The following is an 18,061-nucleotide window of genomic DNA, read 5'->3' as shown; positions in this document are numbered from 1 at the left end:
CCCGAGAGCGCCCGGTTGTCCACGCCTGCCGTTGAAAGACTTGTGGATAACCTTGGGAAGAACTTCTCCGGCGCAGGGCTGGTGCGGGTTGCGGCGCGGCGTTCGAAATTCGTCCAGCGAAAATGCGCCGCCACGCTTGCCCACAGAATCCGTGGAGCAGCCTGTGGACAAGGTGGGAGCAAGTGCGAGCGGCCCCGCAGTGACGGGGCTTTCGGCCAGCTGTGCGGGTTTTATCCAGCGCTGCTGTAGCGCAACGGGGCGCGACTGGACTGTTATCCTGCAAGACACCGACAAGAACGCGCCCACCATGACACGCCGGCACCGACCGGCGGAACGAGGGCCAACCATGAGGATTCCCCGATGACTTCCACCCTGTTCATTACCGGCGCCACCTCCGGCTTTGGCGAGGCCTGTGCGCGCCGCTTCGCCCGCGATGGCTGGTCGCTGGTGATCACCGGCCGTCGCGAGGAGCGCCTGAACGCGCTGGCGCAGGAACTCTCGGCGCAGACCGAGGTGCTGCCGCTGGTGCTCGACGTGCGTGACCGCGCGGCGATGACCGCGGCGGTGGACAGCCTGCCGGAGAAGTTCGCCAAGCTGCGTGGCCTGATCAACAACGCCGGCCTCGCCCTGGGCGCTGACCCGGCACAGGACTGCTCCCTGGATGACTGGGACACCATGGTGGACACCAACGTCAAAGGCCTGATGTATGCCACCCGCCTGCTGCTGCCGCGCCTGATCGCCTATGGCCGCGGCGCGAGCATCCTCAACCTCGGCTCGGTGGCCGGTCACTGGCCCTATCCGGGCGGCCACGTCTACGGCGCCACCAAGGCCTTCGTCGAGCAGTTCTCCCTGAACCTGCGCTGCGACCTGCAAGGCACCGGCGTACGCGTCACTAATCTCGAACCCGGCATGTGTGAGAGCGAGTTCTCCCTGGTGCGCTTCGGTGGCGACCAGGCGAAGTACGACAAGACCTACGCCGGCGCCGAACCGATCCAGTCCGAGGACATCGCCGAGACCATCCACTGGATCATGAACCAGCCGCCGCACATCAACATCAACACGCTGGAAATCATGCCCGTGAGCCAGGCCTGGGCGGGGTTCTCGGTGCATCGTAAAGGGTGATGTATGGTCGGGTAACCGTCGCACTCAGGGGGGGCGTGCCGGGATTTCTCCCTCACCCCAGCCCTCTCCCAGAGGGAGAGGGGGCCGTCTGAGCCGGCTGACACCGAGGCTTCATCCTGCACCAAACTGTCTTCTCTCCTTCTGGGAGAGGGAGCTGTCCGTACCGGCTGACGCCGAGGTTTCAACCCGCGCCGAACGGTCCCCTCTCCCGCTTGCGGGAGAGGGTTAGGGTGAGGGGCTCTTGATCTTGTAGGAGCGTCAGCCGGCGAGCAGCCAGGCGCCGGCGCCTGCCGAGGCCAAGCCTGCGAAACGTACCAGCGGCGCCGCGGCCTGCGGCAGCAGGCGAACCAGGCCATAACCCGCCGCATGCAGCGCGGCGGTCGCGCCAACGAAGCCGGCGGCATACAGCCACGGGCTGCTCAGGTCCGGCAGTTCCAGCCCGTGCGCCACCCCGTGGGCGAGGGCGAACAGCGCCGTCGCGCCCATCGCCAGCAACAGCGGCGGACGCACCGCCAGCGCCACGCACAGGCCCAGCGCCAGTACCGAAGCGGCAATGCCGGTCTCCATGAACGGGACCTGCAGCCCCTCGAAGCCGAGCAGCCCGCCGACCAGCATGGCCGCGACGAAGGTGCACGGCAGCGCCAGTCGCGCCGCGCCATGCTGCTGCGCTGCCCAGAGGCCGACGGCGAACATCGCCAGCAAGTGATCGAGACCGGTGATGGGATGGGCGAGGCCGGCGATCAGGCCGTGGTCGCCGTGTCCGGGATGGGCGAAGGCCACCGCCGGGGTGAGGAACAGCGCGATGCTGCAGAGGGCTTTGCGCAGGCTCATGGTGTAGCTCCTTGGTCTTGTAATCGTCGGTCGTGGGGCGCGATCAGGCGGCGATCAGCAGGCCCTGGCGCTCGATGAAGGTGATGATCTCGGCCAGGCCCTGGCCGGTCTTCTGGTTGCTGAACACGAAGGGCTTGTCGCCGCGCATGCGCGTGGCGTCCTGGTCCATCACCTCCAGCGAGGCGCCCACCAGCGGGGCCAGGTCGATCTTGTTGATCACCAGCAGGTCGGACTTGCAGATGCCCGGCCCGCCCTTGCGCGGGATCTTGTCGCCGGCGGACACGTCGATCACGTACAGCGTCAGGTCCGACAGCTCGGGGCTGAAGGTCGCCGACAGGTTGTCGCCGCCGGACTCCACCAGGATCAGGTCCAGCCCGGGGAAGCGGCGGTTGAGCTGGTCCACGGCTTCCAGGTTGATCGAGGCGTCCTCGCGGATTGCCGTATGCGGGCAGCCGCCGGTTTCCACGCCGATGATCCGCTCCGGCTCCAGGGCCTCGTTGCGTACCAGGAACTGCGCATCCTCCTGGGTGTAGATGTCGTTGGTGACCACGGCGATGTTGTAGCGCTGGCGCAGGGCGCGGCACAGCGCCAGGGTCAGGGCGGTCTTGCCGGAGCCCACCGGGCCGCCGATGCCGACGCGAAGAGGTTGAGAGTTCATGGCAGTTCTCCTAGGAGCGGAACAGACGGCTGTATTGGGTTTCGTGGTTCATGCTGGCCAGCGCCAGGCCGAAGGGCGCGCCGCCCGCCGGCGGGTTGGCGAGTGCGCTGCGGCAGGCCTGGTCGAGGTCGGGGAGCAATTGCGAGGTGAGCTTCTGCGCGGCCAGTTGGCCCAGCGGCAGGGTCTTCATCAGCACCGCCAGCTGGTTCTCCAGCCAGCTCCACAGCCAGGCGCCCAGGGCTTGCTCCGGGGACAGCCCCCAGGCGCGGGCGGCCAGCGCCCAGGCGGCGGCGAAGGAGGGCTCGACTTGCGCCGCGAGCCACTGGCGCGCGGGCTGGTCCAGCTCGGGCAGGGCTTCGAGCAACTGGCCGAGGGAGAAGCCCATCTGCCGGTTCTCCAGGCCCAGCTCGCGGGTCTCGCGGCTGGCGCGGTGACGCTCGGCGGCGTCGCGCAGGGCTTCCCAGTCGGCGGCTTGCGCGGCGCGCAGCAGTTCGGCCAGTAGCGGGCCTTCGAAGCGCGCGAGGTTCAGCTGCAGTTGATCGGCAAGCCAGGTGTGGGCGGCGTCGGCGTCCTTCACCTGGCCCTGCTCGATGGCGCTTTCCAGGCCCTGGGAATAGCTGTAGCCGCCGATGGGCAGCTGCGGGCTGGCCAGGCGCAGCAGTGACCAGAGTCTTGAAAGCTCAACCATGACGGCAGGACTTCACAAGCGCAACGCACGGTGCCCTCTCCCTGAGGGAGAGGGCTGGGGTGAGGGGGATGCGCTGGCGCAAAGTCACACGCGCACACCGAACTGGTGCAGCTTCGGCGCGTAGTTGAACTCTTCCTCGCCATGGTGCGAGTGGTGATGTCCGCCGCCGTAGGCGCCGTGCTCGGGCTGGAAGGGCGCCTCGATGGCCTCCACCGTGGCGCCGAGCTGGTCGAGCATGGCCTTGAGCACATAGTCGTCGAGCAGGCGCAGCCAGCCCTCGCCGACCTGCAGCGCGACATGGCGGTTGCCCAGGTGATAGGCCGCGCGGTTCAGCTCGCGGGCATTGGCGCAGGTCACGTGGAGGAGCTTTTCCGGCGCCGCGCAGACACGCACCACGCGGCCATCGTTGGCCAGCAGGCATTCGCCATCCGCCAGCGGCGCTTGGCCGCGTTCGAGGAACAGGCCGACGTCTTCACCGGCGCTGGTGAGGCAGCGCAGGCGGCTCTTGCTGCGTGCCTCGTAGTTCAGGCGCAGTTCGGCGTCCCAGTGTTCTCGGGGTTCGGTGCGTTGGTGGATGACCAGCATGGCAGCGTCCGGCAGTAGCAATGGCGGTGCTACAGCAAGGGGCTTGCCAGTGTGGCTAGCAGTCAGGACTGGCGCGGCCTGGAGCGCTTGTCCGAACGATCAGGAATGGCGTGCGCGCCCGACGATGGTGCGCACCGTTTTCGTGCGCACCAAGGCGGGGCGATGCGGATCTTTGTAGGAGCGAGCTTGCTCGCGAACAAATTCTGCAGTGAGGCGGTTCGCGAGCAAGCTCGCTCCTACAGGTCGGGCAGGGTGCGAAGGGCGGTCTGGCTCAGGGCCTTGAGCCGATCCCCGTCCAGTGCTTGGCGCCGATCATGATGAAACGCAGCTGCTGGGTCACCTTGGCCTCGGGCGACAGGTGCGTCGGCAGCGAGTCGGCTGGCGGGTCGATCAGCTCGGGCAGGGTGGCGAACACCGTCTTCACCACCAGGTCGGCGATCACATCGATGTCCTGCGCCTGCAGGTGCGGCAGCTTGTTCAGCAGCGCGAGGTCGGCGGCGAGGTCGTCGGTGATGCGCTGGCGCAGTTCACCTACGGCCTGGCGGATCGGCAGCGAGCCGCCGTACTGCTCGCGGGCGAGGAAGAGGAACTGGGTGCGGTTGGCGCTGACCGCGTCGAGGAAGATGCGTACCGAGGCTTCGATCACACCCCCCAGCTCGAACTCGTTGCGCCGCACCACGCGCAGGGTCTGGCGGAAGGTCTCGTCGACATCCGCCACCAGTGCAAGGCCGAGCTGGTCCATGTCGGTGAAATGCCGGTAGAAACCCGCCGGTACGATCCCCGCCGTCTTCGCCACTTCCCGCAGGCTCAGGCTGCCGAAGCCGCGACCGCTGTCCATCAGGCTTCGGGCCGCATCCATCAGGGCCTGGCGGGTCTGTTGTTTCTGTTCGGCGCGGGGAGTGGACATACGGCGATGCGATCCATGGCGAGTGCAAGGGCGCAGGCACTCTAGCAAATGCCGGTCAGCGCCGGGGGAGTTCCTGTGCAAAACAGTGAACACATGTTGACTGAAATCTGCCGTGCATGCGATTTTAGTGAACATCTGTTTACTGTTCGGTGCCGTTCATGTCGATCCTCCCTTTCGCCGGTTTGCGCCTGCTCCGGCCGCTGCTCGTGCCATTGCATGCCCTGGTGCGTGGCCGGTGGCTGCGCGAGTCGGATGTCGATGCCGTGCTGCGTGTGCTCAACACCGGTTGGGCACTGGACCGGGTGTACGCTCGGGTCGAGGCGCGGCAGTGGGTGGCGGAAGACATGCTCGAACTGCGCCTGCGTCCGAACGCCCACTGGCGTGGTGCGCGGCCTGGCCAGCACGTGCAGCTGTACATCGAGCGCGGCGGCGTGCGTTGCAGCCGCAGCTACAGCCTGACCCGCATCGCCGCGGACGGCTGCCTGGAGTTCGCGGTGAAGCTGCAGCCCGGTGGCCGCGTGTCCTCCTACCTGCTGCACCAACTGGCGGTGGGCGAGGTGCTGGAGCTGGGCCGCCCGGACGGCGAGCTGAGCTGGCCTCAGGACGGGCAGGGCGTGTTGTTGCTGGCGGCGGGCAGCGGGCTGACGCCTTTGCTCGGCCTGCTGCGCGAGGCACTGGCGCGTGGCTACAACGGGCCGGTGACGCTGCTGCATTACGTTCGCGAACGCGGCCAGCGAGCGTTCGTCGCCGCGTTGGAGACGCTGGCGCGGCAGTACCCAAACCTCGAACTGCGCTGGGTCCTGAGTGGCGATGCCCTAGCTGATGGCGAGCTGCGCGGGCGTTTTCACCCCGGACATGTCGAGGGACTGGGCGACCGCCATGTGCTGGCCTGCGGCCCCGGCGGCTTCGTCGACAGCGTGCGCCAGGCGCTCGGCGCGAGTAGCCGCAGTCTTCAGGTGGAAAGCTTCAGCCCGCCGAGCTGGGACGAGGACGAGCCGGCGCGGTCGGTGAACCTGCATTTTGCCCGCAGCGCACTGGAGGTTACCGGCGACAGCCGCCGCAGCCTGCTGGAGCAGGCCGAGGCCAGCGGCCTGCGTCCGGCCCATGGCTGCCGGCAGGGCGTCTGCGCCAGCTGCACCTGCACCCTGGTCAGCGGCTGCGTGCGTGACCTGCGTAGCGGCGAGCTGTTCAGCGAACCGGGCCAGCCCATTCGTATCTGCGTCAGCGCGCCCCAGGGCGACCTGACCGTCGACCTCTGATCTCCGGAAAAATCCCCATGCGCGACGACCGCGAACTATCCGCCGCTGAGCTGGCGGCCTTCGGTGCCGAACTGGACGCCCTGCGCCAGCACACCCTGCACGCCCTGGGCGAGAGCGACGCCCGCTACATCCGCCGCATCCGCGCGGCGGTGCGCTTCTGCTGCTGGAGCGGCCGTGCGCTGCTGATGGCCGGCTGGTTCCCGCCCACCTGGCTGCTCGGCACGTTCCTGCTCGGGCTGGGCAAGATCCTGGAGAACATGGAGCTGGGCCATAACGTCATGCATGGCCAGTACGACTGGATGAACGACCCGGAATTCGCCGGACGCGCCTATGAGTGGGACATCGTCGGGCCTGCGGACTTCTGGCGGCACACGCACAACCACATCCACCACACCTACACCAACGTGCTGGGCAAGGACGACGACGTCGGCTACGGCGTGGTGCGCCTGTTCCCCGAGCAGAAGTGGAAGCCCTTCTACCGCTGGCAGCCGCTGTGGGTGGCGATCCAGGCGCTGCTGTTCCAGTACGCCGTGGCCATCCAGCACCTGCGCCTGGACAAGTACCTGAAAGGCCGCATGAGCCGGGACGAGCTGCGCCCGCTGCTGCGCCAGTTCAACGCCAAGGTGCTGCGCCAGTGGCTCAAGGATTACGCGGTGTTCCCGCTGCTGGGGCTGTTCACCGGGGCCTTCGGCGCGGTGCTGCTGGGCAACGTGATCGCCAACCTGATGCGCAACCTGTGGACCTTCACGGTGATCTTCTGCGGTCATTTCACCGAGAAGGCCGCGGTGTTCCCGCCGCAGGTGCTGGAGAACGAGACGCGCGGCCACTGGTACCTGCGCCAGTTGCGCGGGTCGAGCAACCTGGAGGGGGGGCGGTTGTTCCACATCCTCACCGGTAACCTCAGCCACCAGATCGAGCATCACCTGTTCCCCGACCTTCCGGCGCGCCGTTACGCCGAGCTGTCGCGCCAGGTGCGCGAGATCGCCGCGCGCTACGGACAGACCTACAACAGCGGCAGGCTGTCCGCGCAATTCGCCACGGTCATCAGGCGGATCTGGATCTACCGCCTGCCCAATGCCGTCGCCAGCGCCTGACGCGGATCAGGCGCGCCGGCTCTGCGGCGCGTTGATTTCCTCGCGCAGGGCGCGCAGGTCGGTGGCGTCCTGGTTGAGCTGATGAATGGCTTTGAGCAACTTCTGCCGCAACAGGTCGTCCTGGACCTGATCGACGGCCCGCATGATTTCCAGCGCCGTGGCTTCGTTGTTGGCGGCAACGGAGTCGAGGGTTTTTCGCAGGCTGCGAGTAGAGTGGTGCACGGGGATCTCCTTCAAACTGCGTGCACCCTACGACACGAATATTTCCAATAAATTTCAGTACTTAGCTATTGGGTGGGTGGTCACTTCGTCGCAGGGCGCGGTGTCAGTACAGCAGGCACAGGGCGATCAGCGGCACCAGGTTCAGCAACAGTACGCCGATCTTGTAGACCGCCATGCCGCCATAGTGCAGGGCATCGAAACGTTCGACGGATATCCTGAACCAGCGCGAGTGCAGGCGATGCAGCGGGTCGTGGGCGAAGCTGAAGGCGGCGAACCAGATCAGCAGGACTGCGTAGTTGATCAGGGTGCAGTAGAGCAGGAAGGACTTGAGGTCGGCGGGTGTCATGGCGAATCTCCAGGCGCTTTCCCATTTGGAGCCTTCTCATTTGGAGAGGCCGGGCGACCAATGGTTTCACCCTGATGGCGGCGGCGCCGGGCGCCGGTGATAATGCCCGGGTCGCCGCGATGTGATCTTTGCCGCACCGGGGCTGTCCGATATCGGGCGCTGCCCGGTTGTGCCGGCGGCGTCTTGCTAACCTTCACCCATCCTCGAATCGCCTGCCGGACTCGCCATGTTCAGCCCGCTCGTCACCTTTCCCGCACTCTATACCGCCACGCTGCTGATGCTCGCCGGCTCCGGCCTGTTCACCACCTACATGGGCCTGCGCCTGACCCAGGAAGGGGTAAGCGACCTGTGGGTCGGTGGCCTGATGGCCGCCTACTACTTCGGCCTGGTCTGCGGCGGCAAGTTCGGCCACAAGCTGATCGCCGGCTTCGGCCACATCCGTTCCTACGTGGCCTGCGCGGGCCTGGCGACGGTGATCGTGTTGATCCACGCGCTGGTCTCGCAGCTGGAGGTGTGGGTGCTGCTGCGCTTCGTGATGGGCGCGGTGATGATGAACCAGTACATGGTGATCGAAAGCTGGCTCAACGAGCAGGCCGAATCGCGCCAGCGCGGCAAGGTATTCGCCGGCTACATGGTGGCGGTGGATGCCGGGCTGGTGGTCGGCCAGGGCCTGCTGGCGCTGAGCCCGGCGCTGGATTACAAGCCGCTGCTGCTGGTCGCCATCTGCTTCTCTTCCTGCCTGATCCCGCTGGCGCTGACCCGCCGGGTGCACCCGGCCAAGCTGGTGGCGGCGCCGCTGGAGATCGGTTTCTTCTGGAAGCGCGTGCCGCAGTCGCTGGGCACCATTTTCGTCGCCGGTCTGATGGTCGGTGCCTTCTACGGCCTGGCGCCGGTGTACGCGGCGCGCAATGGCCTGGATACCTCGCAGTCGAGCCTGTTCGTCGGTATCTGCATCATCGCCGGCTTCTGCGCGCAGTGGCCGCTGGGCTGGTTGTCGGACCGGATGAACCGCAGTTGGCTGATCCGTGGCAATGCGCTGTTGCTGTGCGTGGCTTCGGTGCCGATGTGGGGGCTGGTCCAGCTGCCGTATCAACTGCTGCTGGCCAACGGTTTCGTCACCGGCATGCTGCTGTTCACCCTCTATCCGCTGGCGGTGGCGCTGGCCAACGACCACGTCGAACAGCCGCGCCGCGTGGCGCTCTCGGCGATGCTGCTGACCACCTACGGCGTCGGCGCCTGCATCGGCCCGTTGTTCGCCGGCGCGATGATGCGGCACTTCGGCCCGGGCATGTTCTACATGCTGGTGTCGGCCTATGCGCTGCTGCTGATCTTCTGGGTCCAGCCCAAGCGCGTTTCGGGTATGCACCGCGTCGACGAGGCGCCGCTGCACCATGTACCGATGCCCGATACCGTCAGCCCTATGGCTGCGGCCCTCGACCCGCGCGTCGAGGAAGTGCCGGAGGAACTGGTGGTGGAAGCGCCGCCGACCATCGGCCGTTCAGACGGTGCGCCGGACAAGCCCGAAACCGGGGCCTGACGTCCCGTTCGGCGACCGGCGGAAATAAGAAAGCCCGGCGGAGGCCGGGCTTTTCTGGCGCCTTGCGGCGTACAGCGGGATCAGGCTTTCAGGTGGGCGTCGAAGACGATATCGCCACCGGACTCGGCAACCATGTTGCTGTGCAGGCGATCGATGGTGCGCTCGGAGCCATTCTCGGCCACGCGGGCTTCATCACTCATCTGCTTGTGCAGGCGGTCGATGGTGTGCTCGGAACCGTTGTCAGCTACGCGAGCTTCATCACCCATCTGCTTGTGCAGGCGATCGATGGTGCGCTCGGAACCGTTGTCGGCCACACGGGCTTCATCACCCATCTGCTTGTGCAGGCGGTCGATGGTGTGCTCGGAACCGTTGTCAGCTACGCGAGCTTCATCACCCATCTGCTTGTGCAGGCGATCGATGGTGCGCTCGGAACCGTTGTCGGCAACGTGATCTTCAACTTTCTGCTGCTGAAGCTGGTGCTCGTGCTGGTGGGTGGCGCGCGGGCCGTTGTTCAGAATGGCCGGTGCGGCGAAGGCGGCGCTGGCGGTCATCAGGGAAGTGAGTGCAAGGCTGAGGGCGATCTGACGTTTCATTTTAGGTGGCTCCAAAGGGGGAGGAAGTTCTTGGCTACGGGTTCATTTTCCCTTCGGATTAATCGATTTAAAAACGATGCCACTTGATAGAGTGGATCAACGTTGTCGATTATTTAGGCGGCTAATTTCTACTATCGCTGCAAATGATGTAACGACGAAAAGCGCTCTAGGTCGGCGCTTTCGGGTGGTTTGAGCGGTGTTTTGAGTAGGATGCCGTTACAAAGCCGTACTGGCCTGGCATCGATGGAGCTGCTGCGGGGATCGGAACGGCATGAGAAAGCCCGGCAGTGCCGGGCTTTTCTGGCGCCTTGCGGCGTACGGCGTGGATCAGGCCTTGAGGTGGGCGTCGAAGACGATGTCGCCACCAGACTCGGCGACCATGTTGCTGTGCAGGCGGTCGATGGTCTGGCTGGAGCCGTTTTCGGCAACGCTCATCTCCTGGTGCAGACGGTCAACGGTCTGGCTCGAACCGTTCTCGGCGACCATGTTGCTGTGCAGGCGGTCGATGGTCTGGCTGGAGCCGTTTTCGGCAACGCTCATCTCCTGGTGCAGACGGTCAACGGTTTGGCTCGAACCGTTCTCGGCGACACCCAGTTGCTTGTGCAGGCGGTCGATGGTCTGGCTGGAGCCGTTTTCGGCAACGCTCATCTCCTGGTGCAGACGGTCAACGGTTTGGCTCGAACCGTTCTCGGCGACACCCAGTTGCTTGTGCAGGCGGTCGACGGTCTGGCTGGAACCGTTTTCGGCAACGCTCATCGCTTGGTGCAGACGGTCAACCGACTGGCTCGAACCGTTCTCGGCGATGCGGGCCTTGGCCGCGTCCAGTTGCTTCTGTTGTTGATCCAGGGTGCGTTCGGCGCCGTCCTGGACCAGCAGTTGAACGTGGCTGGCGTTCACGGCCGGGGATTCCTGCTGGGCGCCGGCGAAAGCGGCATTGGCAGCAAGTACGGAGAGGGCAAAGCCAAGTACGAGGGTGCGTTTCATGATTCGGCTCCAGAAAGAGTGGGGGAGTTCTTTGGACACGGGCTCAGTATCCGTTCTGGATTATCGATTTAAAAACGATGCCGGGAGATAGTCTGTATCGATGCCGATGATTGTTTATTTATCTGTTAAAAAACAAATAGTTAGTATGATTATTTGGCTTCTATCGATAGCCTTGATGGAGGTTATTGGCGTAATCATTAATATCTAATTAATGGATTAATTGGCGGTGAATTTCCCGGGAACCGCTCTGGAACGCCACTTTCGTGGCCTCAGCGATGTTTGGCGAAGAGCTCGGCACGCTCACGCTTCCGTCCCCATGCAGGGCGGTTCTATTCGCCTGATACAGGCCATTGCGTCGCCGATTGCGGGAGATTTCCCTCGTCACCGGTGGTCCAAACTCACGGACCAAGGGAGAATGCCGGCGCGGCGAGCTCCGGCGGTCGTGCTTTCATTGCAATCGATGCAGCGGGTCTGGCGCGGGGATGTCAGGCCTTTCACCGACGCGGCAACCAGGGAGTTCATGTATGACGCGCGGCCAGCGAATCTGCCTTTGGACCTTCACCGGCTTCGTCGCCCTCTTCGCGGCAGCGCTGGTGTTCATCGCCACCTTTGACTGGAATCGGGTGAAGCCGATGATCAACGAGAAGGTGACCGCCGAACTGGGGCGCCCCTTCGCCATCAACGGCGACCTGCAGGTGCTCTGGCGCACCGAGCCGGAGGAGGGCGGCTGGCGTGCCCTGGTGCCCTGGCCGCACTTCAATGCCGCCGACATCACCCTGGGCAATCCCGACTGGGCCGCCGGCAAGACTCCGCAATTCGCCCGCCTGGAGAAGGTGGAGTTCCGCCTGGCGCCGCTGCCGCTGCTCTGGCAGACCGTGAGCATCCCGCAGATCATCCTCACCCGCCCCAGCGCCGACCTGTTGCGCCTGGCCGATGGCCGCGCCACCTGGACCTTCGAACTGCCGAAGAAGGACGAGGAGGCCAATCCCGAGCCGTCGCCGTGGAAGCTGGATATCGGCGAGATAGGCTTCGACAAGGGGCGCATCACCCTCGATGACCGGAGCCTCAAGACTCGCCTGGAACTGCTGGTGGACCCGCTCGGCAAGCCGGTGCCCTTCGGCCAGTTGGCCGGCAAGGCGCTGGCCGGGACGGACGCGGCGCAGACTCAGGACTACGTGTTCGGCTGGAAGCTCAAGGGCGAGTACAAGGGGCTGCCGCTGAGCGGCTCCGGCAAGGTGGGCGGCATGCTGGCCCTGCAGGACGTCGCCAAGCCCTTCCCGGTGCAGGCGGACATCGCCGCCGGCAGCACCCGCGCCAGCGTGGTCGGCCGGCTGACCGATCCGCTGAACCTGGGGGCGCTCGACCTGCGCCTGAAGCTGGCCGGCACTAGCATGGCCAACCTGTTCCCGCTCACCGGCGTGACCCTGCCCGACACCCCGGCCTATGAAACCGACGGCCGCCTCACGGCGCAACTGAAGGACCCCGACGGCGCGACCTTCCACTATGACGATTTCAACGGCAAGGTCGGTGGCAGCGATCTCCATGGCAGTCTGTTGTTCGTCAATCGCCAGCCGCGCCCGAAGCTCTCCGGCAAGCTGCATTCCGAGCAACTGCGGATGGTCGACCTGGGCCCGCTGATCGGCGTCGACTCGAACAAGGACAAGCAGGCGCGCGGTCAGGCCACCCGCCAGCCGGCGGACAAGGTGCTGCCGGTGGAAGAGTTCCGTACCGAGCGCTGGCGCGCGATGGACGCCGACGTGGAGTTCACCGGCAAGCGCATCGCGCACAGCGACAAGCTGCCGCTCAGCGATCTCTACACCCACCTGGTGCTCAACGACGGTCTGCTCACCCTTGAGCCGCTGCGCTTCGGCGTAGCCGGCGGCACGCTGGATTCGCAGATCCGCCTGGACGGCGGCAAGACGCCCATGCAGAGCCGTGTCGAACTCAAGGCGCGCAGCTTCAAGCTCAAGCAACTGTTCCCCAGTTTCGCGCCGATGCAGACCAGCTTCGGCGAGCTCAATGGCGACGCCGCGCTCAGCGGCACCGGCAATTCCGTGGCGAGCATCCTCGGCGGCGCCAACGGGCAGATGAAGCTGCTGATGAATGACGGGCGAATCAGCAAGGGGCTGATGGAGATCGCCGGCCTCAACGTCGGCAACTACGTGGTGGCCAAGCTGTTCGGCGACGACGAGGTGAAGATCAATTGCGCCGCCGCCGACGTCGGCATCACCAAGGGCGTGGCGGAGCCGCGGGTGTTCGTGTTCGACACCGAGAACGCCATCATCAACGTGCAGGGCACCGCCAACTTCGCCAATGAGCAACTGGACCTGGACGTGATCCCCGAGAGCAAGGGCCTGCGCATCTTCTCGTTGCGCTCACCGCTCTACGTCCAGGGCACCTTCAAGAATCCCCGCGCCGGGGTGCATAGCGGTCCGCTGGTGCTGCGCGGCGCGGGCATGGTCGCGCTGGGCGTGGCGCTGACGCCAGCGGCCGCGCTGCTGGCGCTGGTGGCGCCCAGCCAGAAGGACGACAACCAGTGCGGTCCGCTGCTGCAGCAGATGAAGCAGCCGGCGAAGGCACCGGCGCCCGGCAAGCGTCAGTAGATCGGAATGTACAGGTCGGTTTCCGAGGCCGGGTTCTCCGGGCCGAGGAAGCGTTCGGTGTAGCGTTCCAGGTCGATGCCCTTGCGCGGTTCGAGGCCCAGCTGGACGAGCAGGCTGGAATAGATGGCCTGGAAGCTGTCGGCGATCCCCTGCACCGGGCCGATGTGGGTGAACACCGCGTACTTCTGCGCCGGCACCTCGAACTTCAGCATGCCCTCGGGCACCGCCGCGTCGGCTTCCACCGGCAGCGCCGCGATGTAGTGGAACTCGCCGCCCGGCAGCTGGGTGCAGACGCCATAGGCGTTGCTGTCCTGCGGGTTGGCGCGGATCTCATGCTCGCGCGGCAGGAAGCGCTGCCAGAGCTGGCCGATGCTGTCACCGGGGGCGCTGCCCCGATAGTCCATGCCCACCACGGTGAAGGCGGGCAGCTCGATGATCCTGTGTTTCATGGTGTGCGGCTCCTTGCTGAGTGTTCGCATGATAGACGGCGGCGCATCGCAGTGAATATTTCCGCGCAGGGCCGGTCCACTCTCGGTAGACCTTCGAACAAGGAGATCGTCATGTCGCGTGGAGACAAGAGCCTGTACAGCGCCAGCCAGAAACGCAAGGCGGCGCACATCGAAGAGAGCTACCGGCACCTGGGAATGAGCCGCGAGGAGGCCGAGGCGCTGGCCTGGGCCACGGTCAATCGCCAGTCCGGCGGCGGTGAGCGCAAGGGCGGTGCCGGCCAGCGCAAGAGCGAAGGGGCCAAGGCGATGGCCCGCAGTGCCTCGGCGCGGCGCGCGGCAAAGAGCCGACAGGGTGCGTCAACCAAACCCGGTGGGCGGAGCCTGGCTCCGCTGGAGGCGCTGACCCGCGAGCAGTTGCTCGAGCGCGCGAAGCGCAAGGGCATCAGTGGGCGCTGGCGCATGCGCAAGGATGAGCTGATCGAGGCCCTGCGCTGAACCATCGGCCCTCATCCTTCGGGGATGAGGGCCGGCAGGGTCAGTCGCTTTCGCGGCGCTCCAGCTCGGAGCAGGTCATGAAGCCCGAGCCGTCGACCTTGCCGCTGCTGTCGAAGCTGACGTAGAAGGCCTGCTGCTGGCCGTCCTTGGCGAGAATGTAGCTGTTGCAGTTGCCAAGGCCATTCGCGCGCCTCTGCGTGGACGACGGCGGCCCGCCGATGCGCAGCACTTGCTCCTTGGTCATGCCCTTGTCGACGTCACGCACCAGCGGCTCGTTGCGGAAGGTGATGAAGTTGACCGGATTCTGCACCTTGGTGTTGGAGGCGCATCCCGCCAACGACGCCAATACGAGCAGGGCCAGCAGTGATCGTTTATCCATGGTGCTCTCCTTGGTTTTGAAACGGCTTGGATCGAGCATCGCACTTGCACGACTTGGAGTGGCAGCGCCGGCGGGCGTTCGAGGCAACTGCCCTACTGCGCGTCTTTCAGTGCATCGTCCAGGCGTTGCTGGTTCTGCACATTGGCCTGGTCGATCTGCTGTTTGAGCTGCTGCATCTGCTGCTGGGCCTGTTGCGCCTGCTGGGCCTGAAGGCTGGCGGCGGTGGTGGCCGTCGCGGCCGTTTCGCCCAGGCCACAGGCGGTCAGTGCGCAGGACAGGCCGGTGAGGGCGGCGAGGCGGAGGAGTGACATGGTGGCTTCCAGCGTGAGGTGATAATCCTCAACGCTAGCGCAAGCTGGCGCGTGCGTCAGTGCGCCCTGGCGCAATCCGCGCTTGTCGATGGCCCCTGTCACTGATGGACGAGGGGCCGCAGGGGCGCAATTCAGCCGTAACGCTTCATCGCTTCGATGGCCAGGCCGCTGCCGATGCCGCCGAAGCGGTCGCCGTCGACGTGGCGGGCATTGGGCAGCATGGCTGCCACGCTCTGGCGCAGCGCCGGCACGCCGGACGAGCCGCCGGTGAAGAACACGGTGTCGACCCGCACCGGATCGACATCGGCGGAGTTGAGCAGCTCGGTGATGCTGCCGCGGACACGCTCCAGCAGCGGGCCGATGGCGCCTTCGAACAGCTCGCGGCTGAGCTCGGCGATCAGGCCCGGCTCGATGCGCGCGAGGTCGATGTCGCGCTGCTGGCTGTCGGAGAGTTCGATCTTGCTGGCCTCAACCTGCATCGCCAGCCAGTGGCCAGCGCGCTGCTCGATCAGTTTGAACAGGCGGTCGATGCCGGTGGCGTCGACGATGTCGTAGCGCATGTTCTGCAGCGCCAGCTGGGACTTCTGCGCGTACACCGCGTTGATGGTGTGCCAGGTGGCGAGGTTCAGGTGGTAGCTGGTGGGCATGAAGGCGTCGCTCTTCATCCGGCTGCCGTAGCCGAACAGCGGCATCACGCCCTGGATGCTCAGTTGCTTGTCGAAATCGGTACCGCCGATGTGCACGCCGCCGGTGGCGAGGATGTCGCCGTGGCGGTCGGCCACTTCGCGGCGCTCCGGCGCCAGGCGCACCAGCGAGAAGTCGGAGGTACCGCCGCCGATGTCGACGATCAGCACCAGCTCCTCGCGCTGGATGCTGCGCTCGTAGTCGAAGGCCGCGGCCAGCGGTTCGTACTGGAAGGAGACGTCCTTGAAGCCGAGCTTCCGGGCGACCGCCACCAGGGTGTCCTGGGCTTCCTGGTCGGCCTTGGGATCGTCATCGACGAAGAACACCGGACGGCCCAGCACCACGGAGTCGAACTCGCGCTCCGCCACGTTTTCGGCGCGCTTCTTCAGTTCGCCGATGAACAGGCCCAGCAGGTCCTTGAACGGCATGGCGCTGCCCAGCACGGTGGTCTCGCTTTTCAGCAGCGAGGAGCCCAGCAGGCTTTTCAGCGAGCGCATCAGGCGGCCTTCGTAGCCTTCCAGGTATTCGTGCAGGGCCAGGCGGCCGAACACCGGACGGCGCTCCTCGACATTGAAGAAGATCACCGAGGGCAGGGTGATCTTGTCGTCTTCCAGGGCGATCAGCGGTTCGGTGTCCGGGCGCCACCAGCCGACGGTGGAATTGGAGGTGCCGAAGTCGATGCCCAGGGCGCGGGCCGCAGTGGTCTGGAACATGGTGCGCGGGTGTCCGGAGAAAAAACGGCCGCGCAGTTTACGCGAGCGCAGGCGGAAAAACAGGGTCGACTGAGATTTCGGACGAACCGCGTTGCCGCGTCAAATCACGCCAGGCTGGACGCGGGACGCAGGCAATGGCATTCCCTTGGCAAGTCCCGCAACGACGCATGGCGTGATTTGACGCGCAACCCGAAGGGACGGGCCGAAATCTCAATCGACCGTCGGGTATCTGTCGGGAAACAATGGTGGCCAAGGGGCTTGGGGAGTAGCTTGTAGTTTTGCTACATTGTGATCCTGTAGTTTTCCTACAAGAGTTTTTGCCCACTGATTTTTCTTTCCCACCCCGTATAAGCAGTTGGACCCCACCATGCACAGAGCCTCCTTCCACGAATTGCGCAAGGAATTCCGCGCCTTACTGACTTCTTCCTCCTGCTACCACACCGCTTCGGTGTTCGATCCGATGTCGGCGCGCATCGCCGCGGATCTGGGGTTCGAGGTAGGCATCCTGGGCGGTTCTGTAGCTTCACTACAAGTTTTGGCAGCGCCGGACTTCGCGCTGATTACCCTCAGCGAGTTCGTCGAGCAGGCTACCCGCATCGGCCGTGTCGCCCGCCTGCCGGTGATCGCCGACGCCGACCACGGCTACGGCAACGCGCTGAATACCATGCGCACCGTGGTTGAACTGGAGCGCGCCGGCGTGGCCGCGCTGACCATCGAGGATACCCTGCTGCCGGCGCAGTTCGGCCGCAAGTCCACCGACCTGATCAGCGTGGAAGAGGGCGTGGGCAAGATCCGCGCGGCCATCGAGGCGCGCATCGACGAAGACATGGCGATCATCGCCCGCACCAATGCCGAAGTGCTGGAAGTGGACGACGTGATCCGCCGCACCCTGGCCTACCAGGCCGCCGGCGCCGATGGCATCTGCATGGTTGGCATCCGCGACTTCGACCACCTGGAGGCGATCGCCCGCCACCTCTCCGTGCCGCTGATGCTGGTGTCCTACGGCAACCCGGCGCTGCGCGACGACCAACGCCTGGCGCGCCTGGGCGTGCGCATCGTGGTGGACGGTCACGCCGCCTACTTCGCTGCGATCAAGGCCACCTACGACTGCCTGCGCGAGCAGCGCGGCGTGGACGCCTCCGACCTGACCGCGTCGGAGCTGGCGAAGAAGTACACGCTGCCCGAGGAATATCAGATCTGGGCGCGGGAATACATGGAAGTAAAAGAGTAAGCCGCCGGGCGCGCGGCATCGCCGCGCCCTTGCAATCCGTGGCCGTCGCCGGCATACCTAGCGGTATGACAGACGAACGACGGAGGTCGCCATGGCCAGTGGCTGGGCAAACGACGGCGCGGTTCAGGAACAGATCGACAGTACCATCGAGGATGCCATCGCACGGGCGCGTAGCCAGCTGCCCAAGGGCGAGAGCCTGACCCATTGCGAGGAATGCGATGCGCCCATCCCCGAGGCGCGGCGCAAGGCAATTCCCGGCGTGCACCTGTGCGTGAACTGCCAGGCCGAGCACGACAAGGCGTCGGCGGCCTACGCCGGCTACAACCGGCGGGGGAGCAAGGACAGTCAGCTGCGCTGAAGCGCTGCGGAG

The 18,061-nt window shown here is 65.7% G+C and carries 20 protein-coding genes and 1 pseudogene; 8 read left to right on the top strand and 13 right to left on the bottom strand.

Translation table 11 applies throughout. The annotated features are described in order from the left end of the window. The first annotated feature begins 360 nt into the window (after nt 1-360). Nucleotides 361-1,122, top strand: a complete 762-nt coding sequence (locus O6P39_RS23930; protein WP_275608868.1) for an SDR family oxidoreductase — start codon at nt 361-363, stop codon at nt 1,120-1,122. Between the two features lie 258 nt (nt 1,123-1,380). Here O6P39_RS23930 and O6P39_RS23925 read toward each other — a convergent pair whose 3' ends face one another. From O6P39_RS23925 to O6P39_RS23905, 5 genes are all read right to left on the bottom strand, one after another. Next, a complete protein-coding gene (locus O6P39_RS23925; protein WP_275608867.1) occupies nt 1,381-1,953 on the bottom strand; it encodes a HupE/UreJ family protein in 573 nt (190 codons plus the stop codon). Nucleotides 1,954-1,996: 43 nt separating this feature from the next. Beyond that, nucleotides 1,997-2,611 (bottom strand): urease accessory protein UreG, encoded by a 615-nt coding sequence (gene ureG / locus O6P39_RS23920; protein WP_207882376.1) that lies wholly within the window; start codon nt 2,609-2,611, stop codon nt 1,997-1,999. Between the two features lie 10 nt (nt 2,612-2,621). Beyond that, nucleotides 2,622-3,299: an urease accessory protein UreF gene (locus O6P39_RS23915; protein WP_275608866.1), complete on the bottom strand. Its 678-nt coding sequence runs from the start codon at nt 3,297-3,299 to the stop codon at nt 2,622-2,624. Between the two features lie 84 nt (nt 3,300-3,383). Then, the gene (gene ureE, locus O6P39_RS23910; RefSeq protein ID WP_275608865.1) at nt 3,384-3,884 is read right to left on the bottom strand and encodes an urease accessory protein UreE; all 501 of its coding nucleotides are present in this window, start codon (nt 3,882-3,884) and stop codon (nt 3,384-3,386) included. 271 nt (nt 3,885-4,155) lie between these two features. Beyond that, entirely contained in the window at nt 4,156-4,791 is a 636-nt protein-coding gene (locus O6P39_RS23905; protein WP_275608864.1) for a TetR family transcriptional regulator, read from the bottom strand. Nucleotides 4,792-4,949: 158 nt separating this feature from the next. Here O6P39_RS23905 and O6P39_RS23900 point away from each other — a divergent pair, with 158 nt between their 5' ends. Together O6P39_RS23900 and O6P39_RS23895 are read left to right on the top strand one after the other, a co-directional pair. After that, on the top strand, nt 4,950-6,050 hold the full coding sequence (locus tag O6P39_RS23900) for a ferredoxin reductase (protein ID WP_275608863.1): 1,101 nt from the start codon (nt 4,950-4,952) through the stop codon (nt 6,048-6,050). 17 nt (nt 6,051-6,067) lie between these two features. Further along, a complete protein-coding gene (locus O6P39_RS23895; RefSeq protein WP_275608862.1) occupies nt 6,068-7,144 on the top strand; it encodes a fatty acid desaturase in 1,077 nt (358 codons plus the stop codon). 6 nt (nt 7,145-7,150) lie between these two features. Here the strand turns inward: O6P39_RS23895 and O6P39_RS23890 are convergent, their stop codons facing one another. Further along, the gene (locus O6P39_RS23890; protein ID WP_275608861.1) at nt 7,151-7,366 is read right to left on the bottom strand and encodes a hypothetical protein; all 216 of its coding nucleotides are present in this window, start codon (nt 7,364-7,366) and stop codon (nt 7,151-7,153) included. 103 nt (nt 7,367-7,469) lie between these two features. Next, nucleotides 7,470-7,712, bottom strand: coding sequence for a DUF6868 family protein (locus O6P39_RS23885; protein ID WP_275608860.1), 243 nt, complete (start codon nt 7,710-7,712; stop codon nt 7,470-7,472). 226 nt (nt 7,713-7,938) lie between these two features. Here O6P39_RS23885 and O6P39_RS23880 point away from each other — a divergent pair, with 226 nt between their 5' ends. Beyond that, nucleotides 7,939-9,249, top strand: a complete 1,311-nt coding sequence (locus O6P39_RS23880; RefSeq protein ID WP_275608859.1) for an MFS transporter — start codon at nt 7,939-7,941, stop codon at nt 9,247-9,249. Nucleotides 9,250-9,443: 194 nt separating this feature from the next. Here the strand turns inward: O6P39_RS23880 and O6P39_RS23875 are convergent. Both O6P39_RS23875 and O6P39_RS23870 read right to left on the bottom strand, forming a co-directional pair. Further along, nucleotides 9,444-9,842: pseudogene (locus tag O6P39_RS23875) on the bottom strand (phage infection protein); the annotation flags it as partial. 327 nt (nt 9,843-10,169) lie between these two features. Beyond that, entirely contained in the window at nt 10,170-10,826 is a 657-nt protein-coding gene (locus O6P39_RS23870) for a hypothetical protein (RefSeq protein ID WP_275608857.1), read from the bottom strand. Nucleotides 10,827-11,350: 524 nt separating this feature from the next. Here O6P39_RS23870 and O6P39_RS23865 point away from each other — a divergent pair. Next, nucleotides 11,351-13,429, top strand: a complete 2,079-nt coding sequence (locus O6P39_RS23865; RefSeq protein WP_275608856.1) for an AsmA family protein — start codon at nt 11,351-11,353, stop codon at nt 13,427-13,429. On the opposite strand, the gene O6P39_RS23860 is transcribed toward O6P39_RS23865, so the two are convergent. Beyond that, nucleotides 13,423-13,878 (bottom strand): GyrI-like domain-containing protein, encoded by a 456-nt coding sequence (locus O6P39_RS23860; protein ID WP_275608855.1) that lies wholly within the window; start codon nt 13,876-13,878, stop codon nt 13,423-13,425. The genes O6P39_RS23865 and O6P39_RS23860 overlap by 7 nt on opposite strands. 111 nt (nt 13,879-13,989) lie before the next feature. On the opposite strand from O6P39_RS23860, the gene O6P39_RS23855 reads away from it, so the two are divergent. Further along, nucleotides 13,990-14,373, top strand: a complete 384-nt coding sequence (locus tag O6P39_RS23855; RefSeq protein WP_275608854.1) for a Rho termination factor N-terminal domain-containing protein — start codon at nt 13,990-13,992, stop codon at nt 14,371-14,373. Between the two features lie 40 nt (nt 14,374-14,413). On the opposite strand, the gene osmE is transcribed toward O6P39_RS23855, so the two are convergent. The 3 genes from osmE to O6P39_RS23840 form a co-directional block, all read right to left on the bottom strand. Next, complete coding sequence (gene osmE / locus O6P39_RS23850) at nt 14,414-14,752, bottom strand: osmotically-inducible lipoprotein OsmE (RefSeq protein ID WP_275608853.1); 339 nt, start codon at nt 14,750-14,752, stop codon at nt 14,414-14,416. A 92-nt stretch (nt 14,753-14,844) separates the two neighbouring features. Further along, nucleotides 14,845-15,063: a hypothetical protein gene (locus O6P39_RS23845; protein WP_275608852.1), complete on the bottom strand. Its 219-nt coding sequence runs from the start codon at nt 15,061-15,063 to the stop codon at nt 14,845-14,847. A gap of 131 nt (nt 15,064-15,194) precedes the next feature. After that, complete coding sequence (locus O6P39_RS23840; RefSeq protein WP_275608851.1) at nt 15,195-16,460, bottom strand: Hsp70 family protein; 1,266 nt, start codon at nt 16,458-16,460, stop codon at nt 15,195-15,197. Between the two features lie 367 nt (nt 16,461-16,827). Between O6P39_RS23840 and O6P39_RS23835 the strand changes: the two genes are divergently transcribed. Both O6P39_RS23835 and O6P39_RS23830 read left to right on the top strand, forming a co-directional pair. Continuing rightward, complete coding sequence (locus tag O6P39_RS23835) at nt 16,828-17,691, top strand: oxaloacetate decarboxylase (protein ID WP_275608850.1); 864 nt, start codon at nt 16,828-16,830, stop codon at nt 17,689-17,691. A 91-nt stretch (nt 17,692-17,782) separates the two neighbouring features. Beyond that, entirely contained in the window at nt 17,783-18,049 is a 267-nt protein-coding gene (locus O6P39_RS23830) for a DksA/TraR family C4-type zinc finger protein (RefSeq protein WP_275608849.1), read from the top strand. Nucleotides 18,050-18,061: the final 12 nt, after the last annotated feature.

Origin of the sequence: Pseudomonas sp. PSE14 (assembly GCF_029203285.1) — a bacterium.
Taxonomy (GTDB): Bacteria; Pseudomonadota; Gammaproteobacteria; order Pseudomonadales; family Pseudomonadaceae; genus Pseudomonas.
Note: the sequence above shows the minus strand (reverse complement) of the source record. Positions and strands in the feature narration are given on the sequence as shown.

Coding starts and splice junctions, on each gene's coding strand:
- O6P39_RS23930 (WP_275608868.1), top strand. CDS start 361: ATGACTTCCACCCTGTTCATTACCGGCGCCACCTCCGGCTTTGGCGAG.
- O6P39_RS23835 (WP_275608850.1), top strand. CDS start 16,828: ATGCACAGAGCCTCCTTCCACGAATTGCGCAAGGAATTCCGCGCCTTA.
- ureG (WP_207882376.1), bottom strand. CDS start 2,611: ATGAACTCTCAACCTCTTCGCGTCGGCATCGGCGGCCCGGTGGGCTCC.
- O6P39_RS23925 (WP_275608867.1), bottom strand. CDS start 1,953: ATGAGCCTGCGCAAAGCCCTCTGCAGCATCGCGCTGTTCCTCACCCCG.
- O6P39_RS23840 (WP_275608851.1), bottom strand. CDS start 16,460: ATGTTCCAGACCACTGCGGCCCGCGCCCTGGGCATCGACTTCGGCACC.
- O6P39_RS23865 (WP_275608856.1), top strand. CDS start 11,351: ATGACGCGCGGCCAGCGAATCTGCCTTTGGACCTTCACCGGCTTCGTC.
- O6P39_RS23895 (WP_275608862.1), top strand. CDS start 6,068: ATGCGCGACGACCGCGAACTATCCGCCGCTGAGCTGGCGGCCTTCGGT.
- ureE (WP_275608865.1), bottom strand. CDS start 3,884: ATGCTGGTCATCCACCAACGCACCGAACCCCGAGAACACTGGGACGCC.
- O6P39_RS23900 (WP_275608863.1), top strand. CDS start 4,950: ATGTCGATCCTCCCTTTCGCCGGTTTGCGCCTGCTCCGGCCGCTGCTC.
- O6P39_RS23870 (WP_275608857.1), bottom strand. CDS start 10,826: ATGAAACGCACCCTCGTACTTGGCTTTGCCCTCTCCGTACTTGCTGCC.
- O6P39_RS23905 (WP_275608864.1), bottom strand. CDS start 4,791: ATGTCCACTCCCCGCGCCGAACAGAAACAACAGACCCGCCAGGCCCTG.
- O6P39_RS23830 (WP_275608849.1), top strand. CDS start 17,783: ATGGCCAGTGGCTGGGCAAACGACGGCGCGGTTCAGGAACAGATCGAC.
- O6P39_RS23855 (WP_275608854.1), top strand. CDS start 13,990: ATGTCGCGTGGAGACAAGAGCCTGTACAGCGCCAGCCAGAAACGCAAG.
- O6P39_RS23860 (WP_275608855.1), bottom strand. CDS start 13,878: ATGAAACACAGGATCATCGAGCTGCCCGCCTTCACCGTGGTGGGCATG.
- O6P39_RS23915 (WP_275608866.1), bottom strand. CDS start 3,299: ATGGTTGAGCTTTCAAGACTCTGGTCACTGCTGCGCCTGGCCAGCCCG.
- osmE (WP_275608853.1), bottom strand. CDS start 14,752: ATGGATAAACGATCACTGCTGGCCCTGCTCGTATTGGCGTCGTTGGCG.
- O6P39_RS23880 (WP_275608859.1), top strand. CDS start 7,939: ATGTTCAGCCCGCTCGTCACCTTTCCCGCACTCTATACCGCCACGCTG.
- O6P39_RS23845 (WP_275608852.1), bottom strand. CDS start 15,063: ATGTCACTCCTCCGCCTCGCCGCCCTCACCGGCCTGTCCTGCGCACTG.
- O6P39_RS23885 (WP_275608860.1), bottom strand. CDS start 7,712: ATGACACCCGCCGACCTCAAGTCCTTCCTGCTCTACTGCACCCTGATC.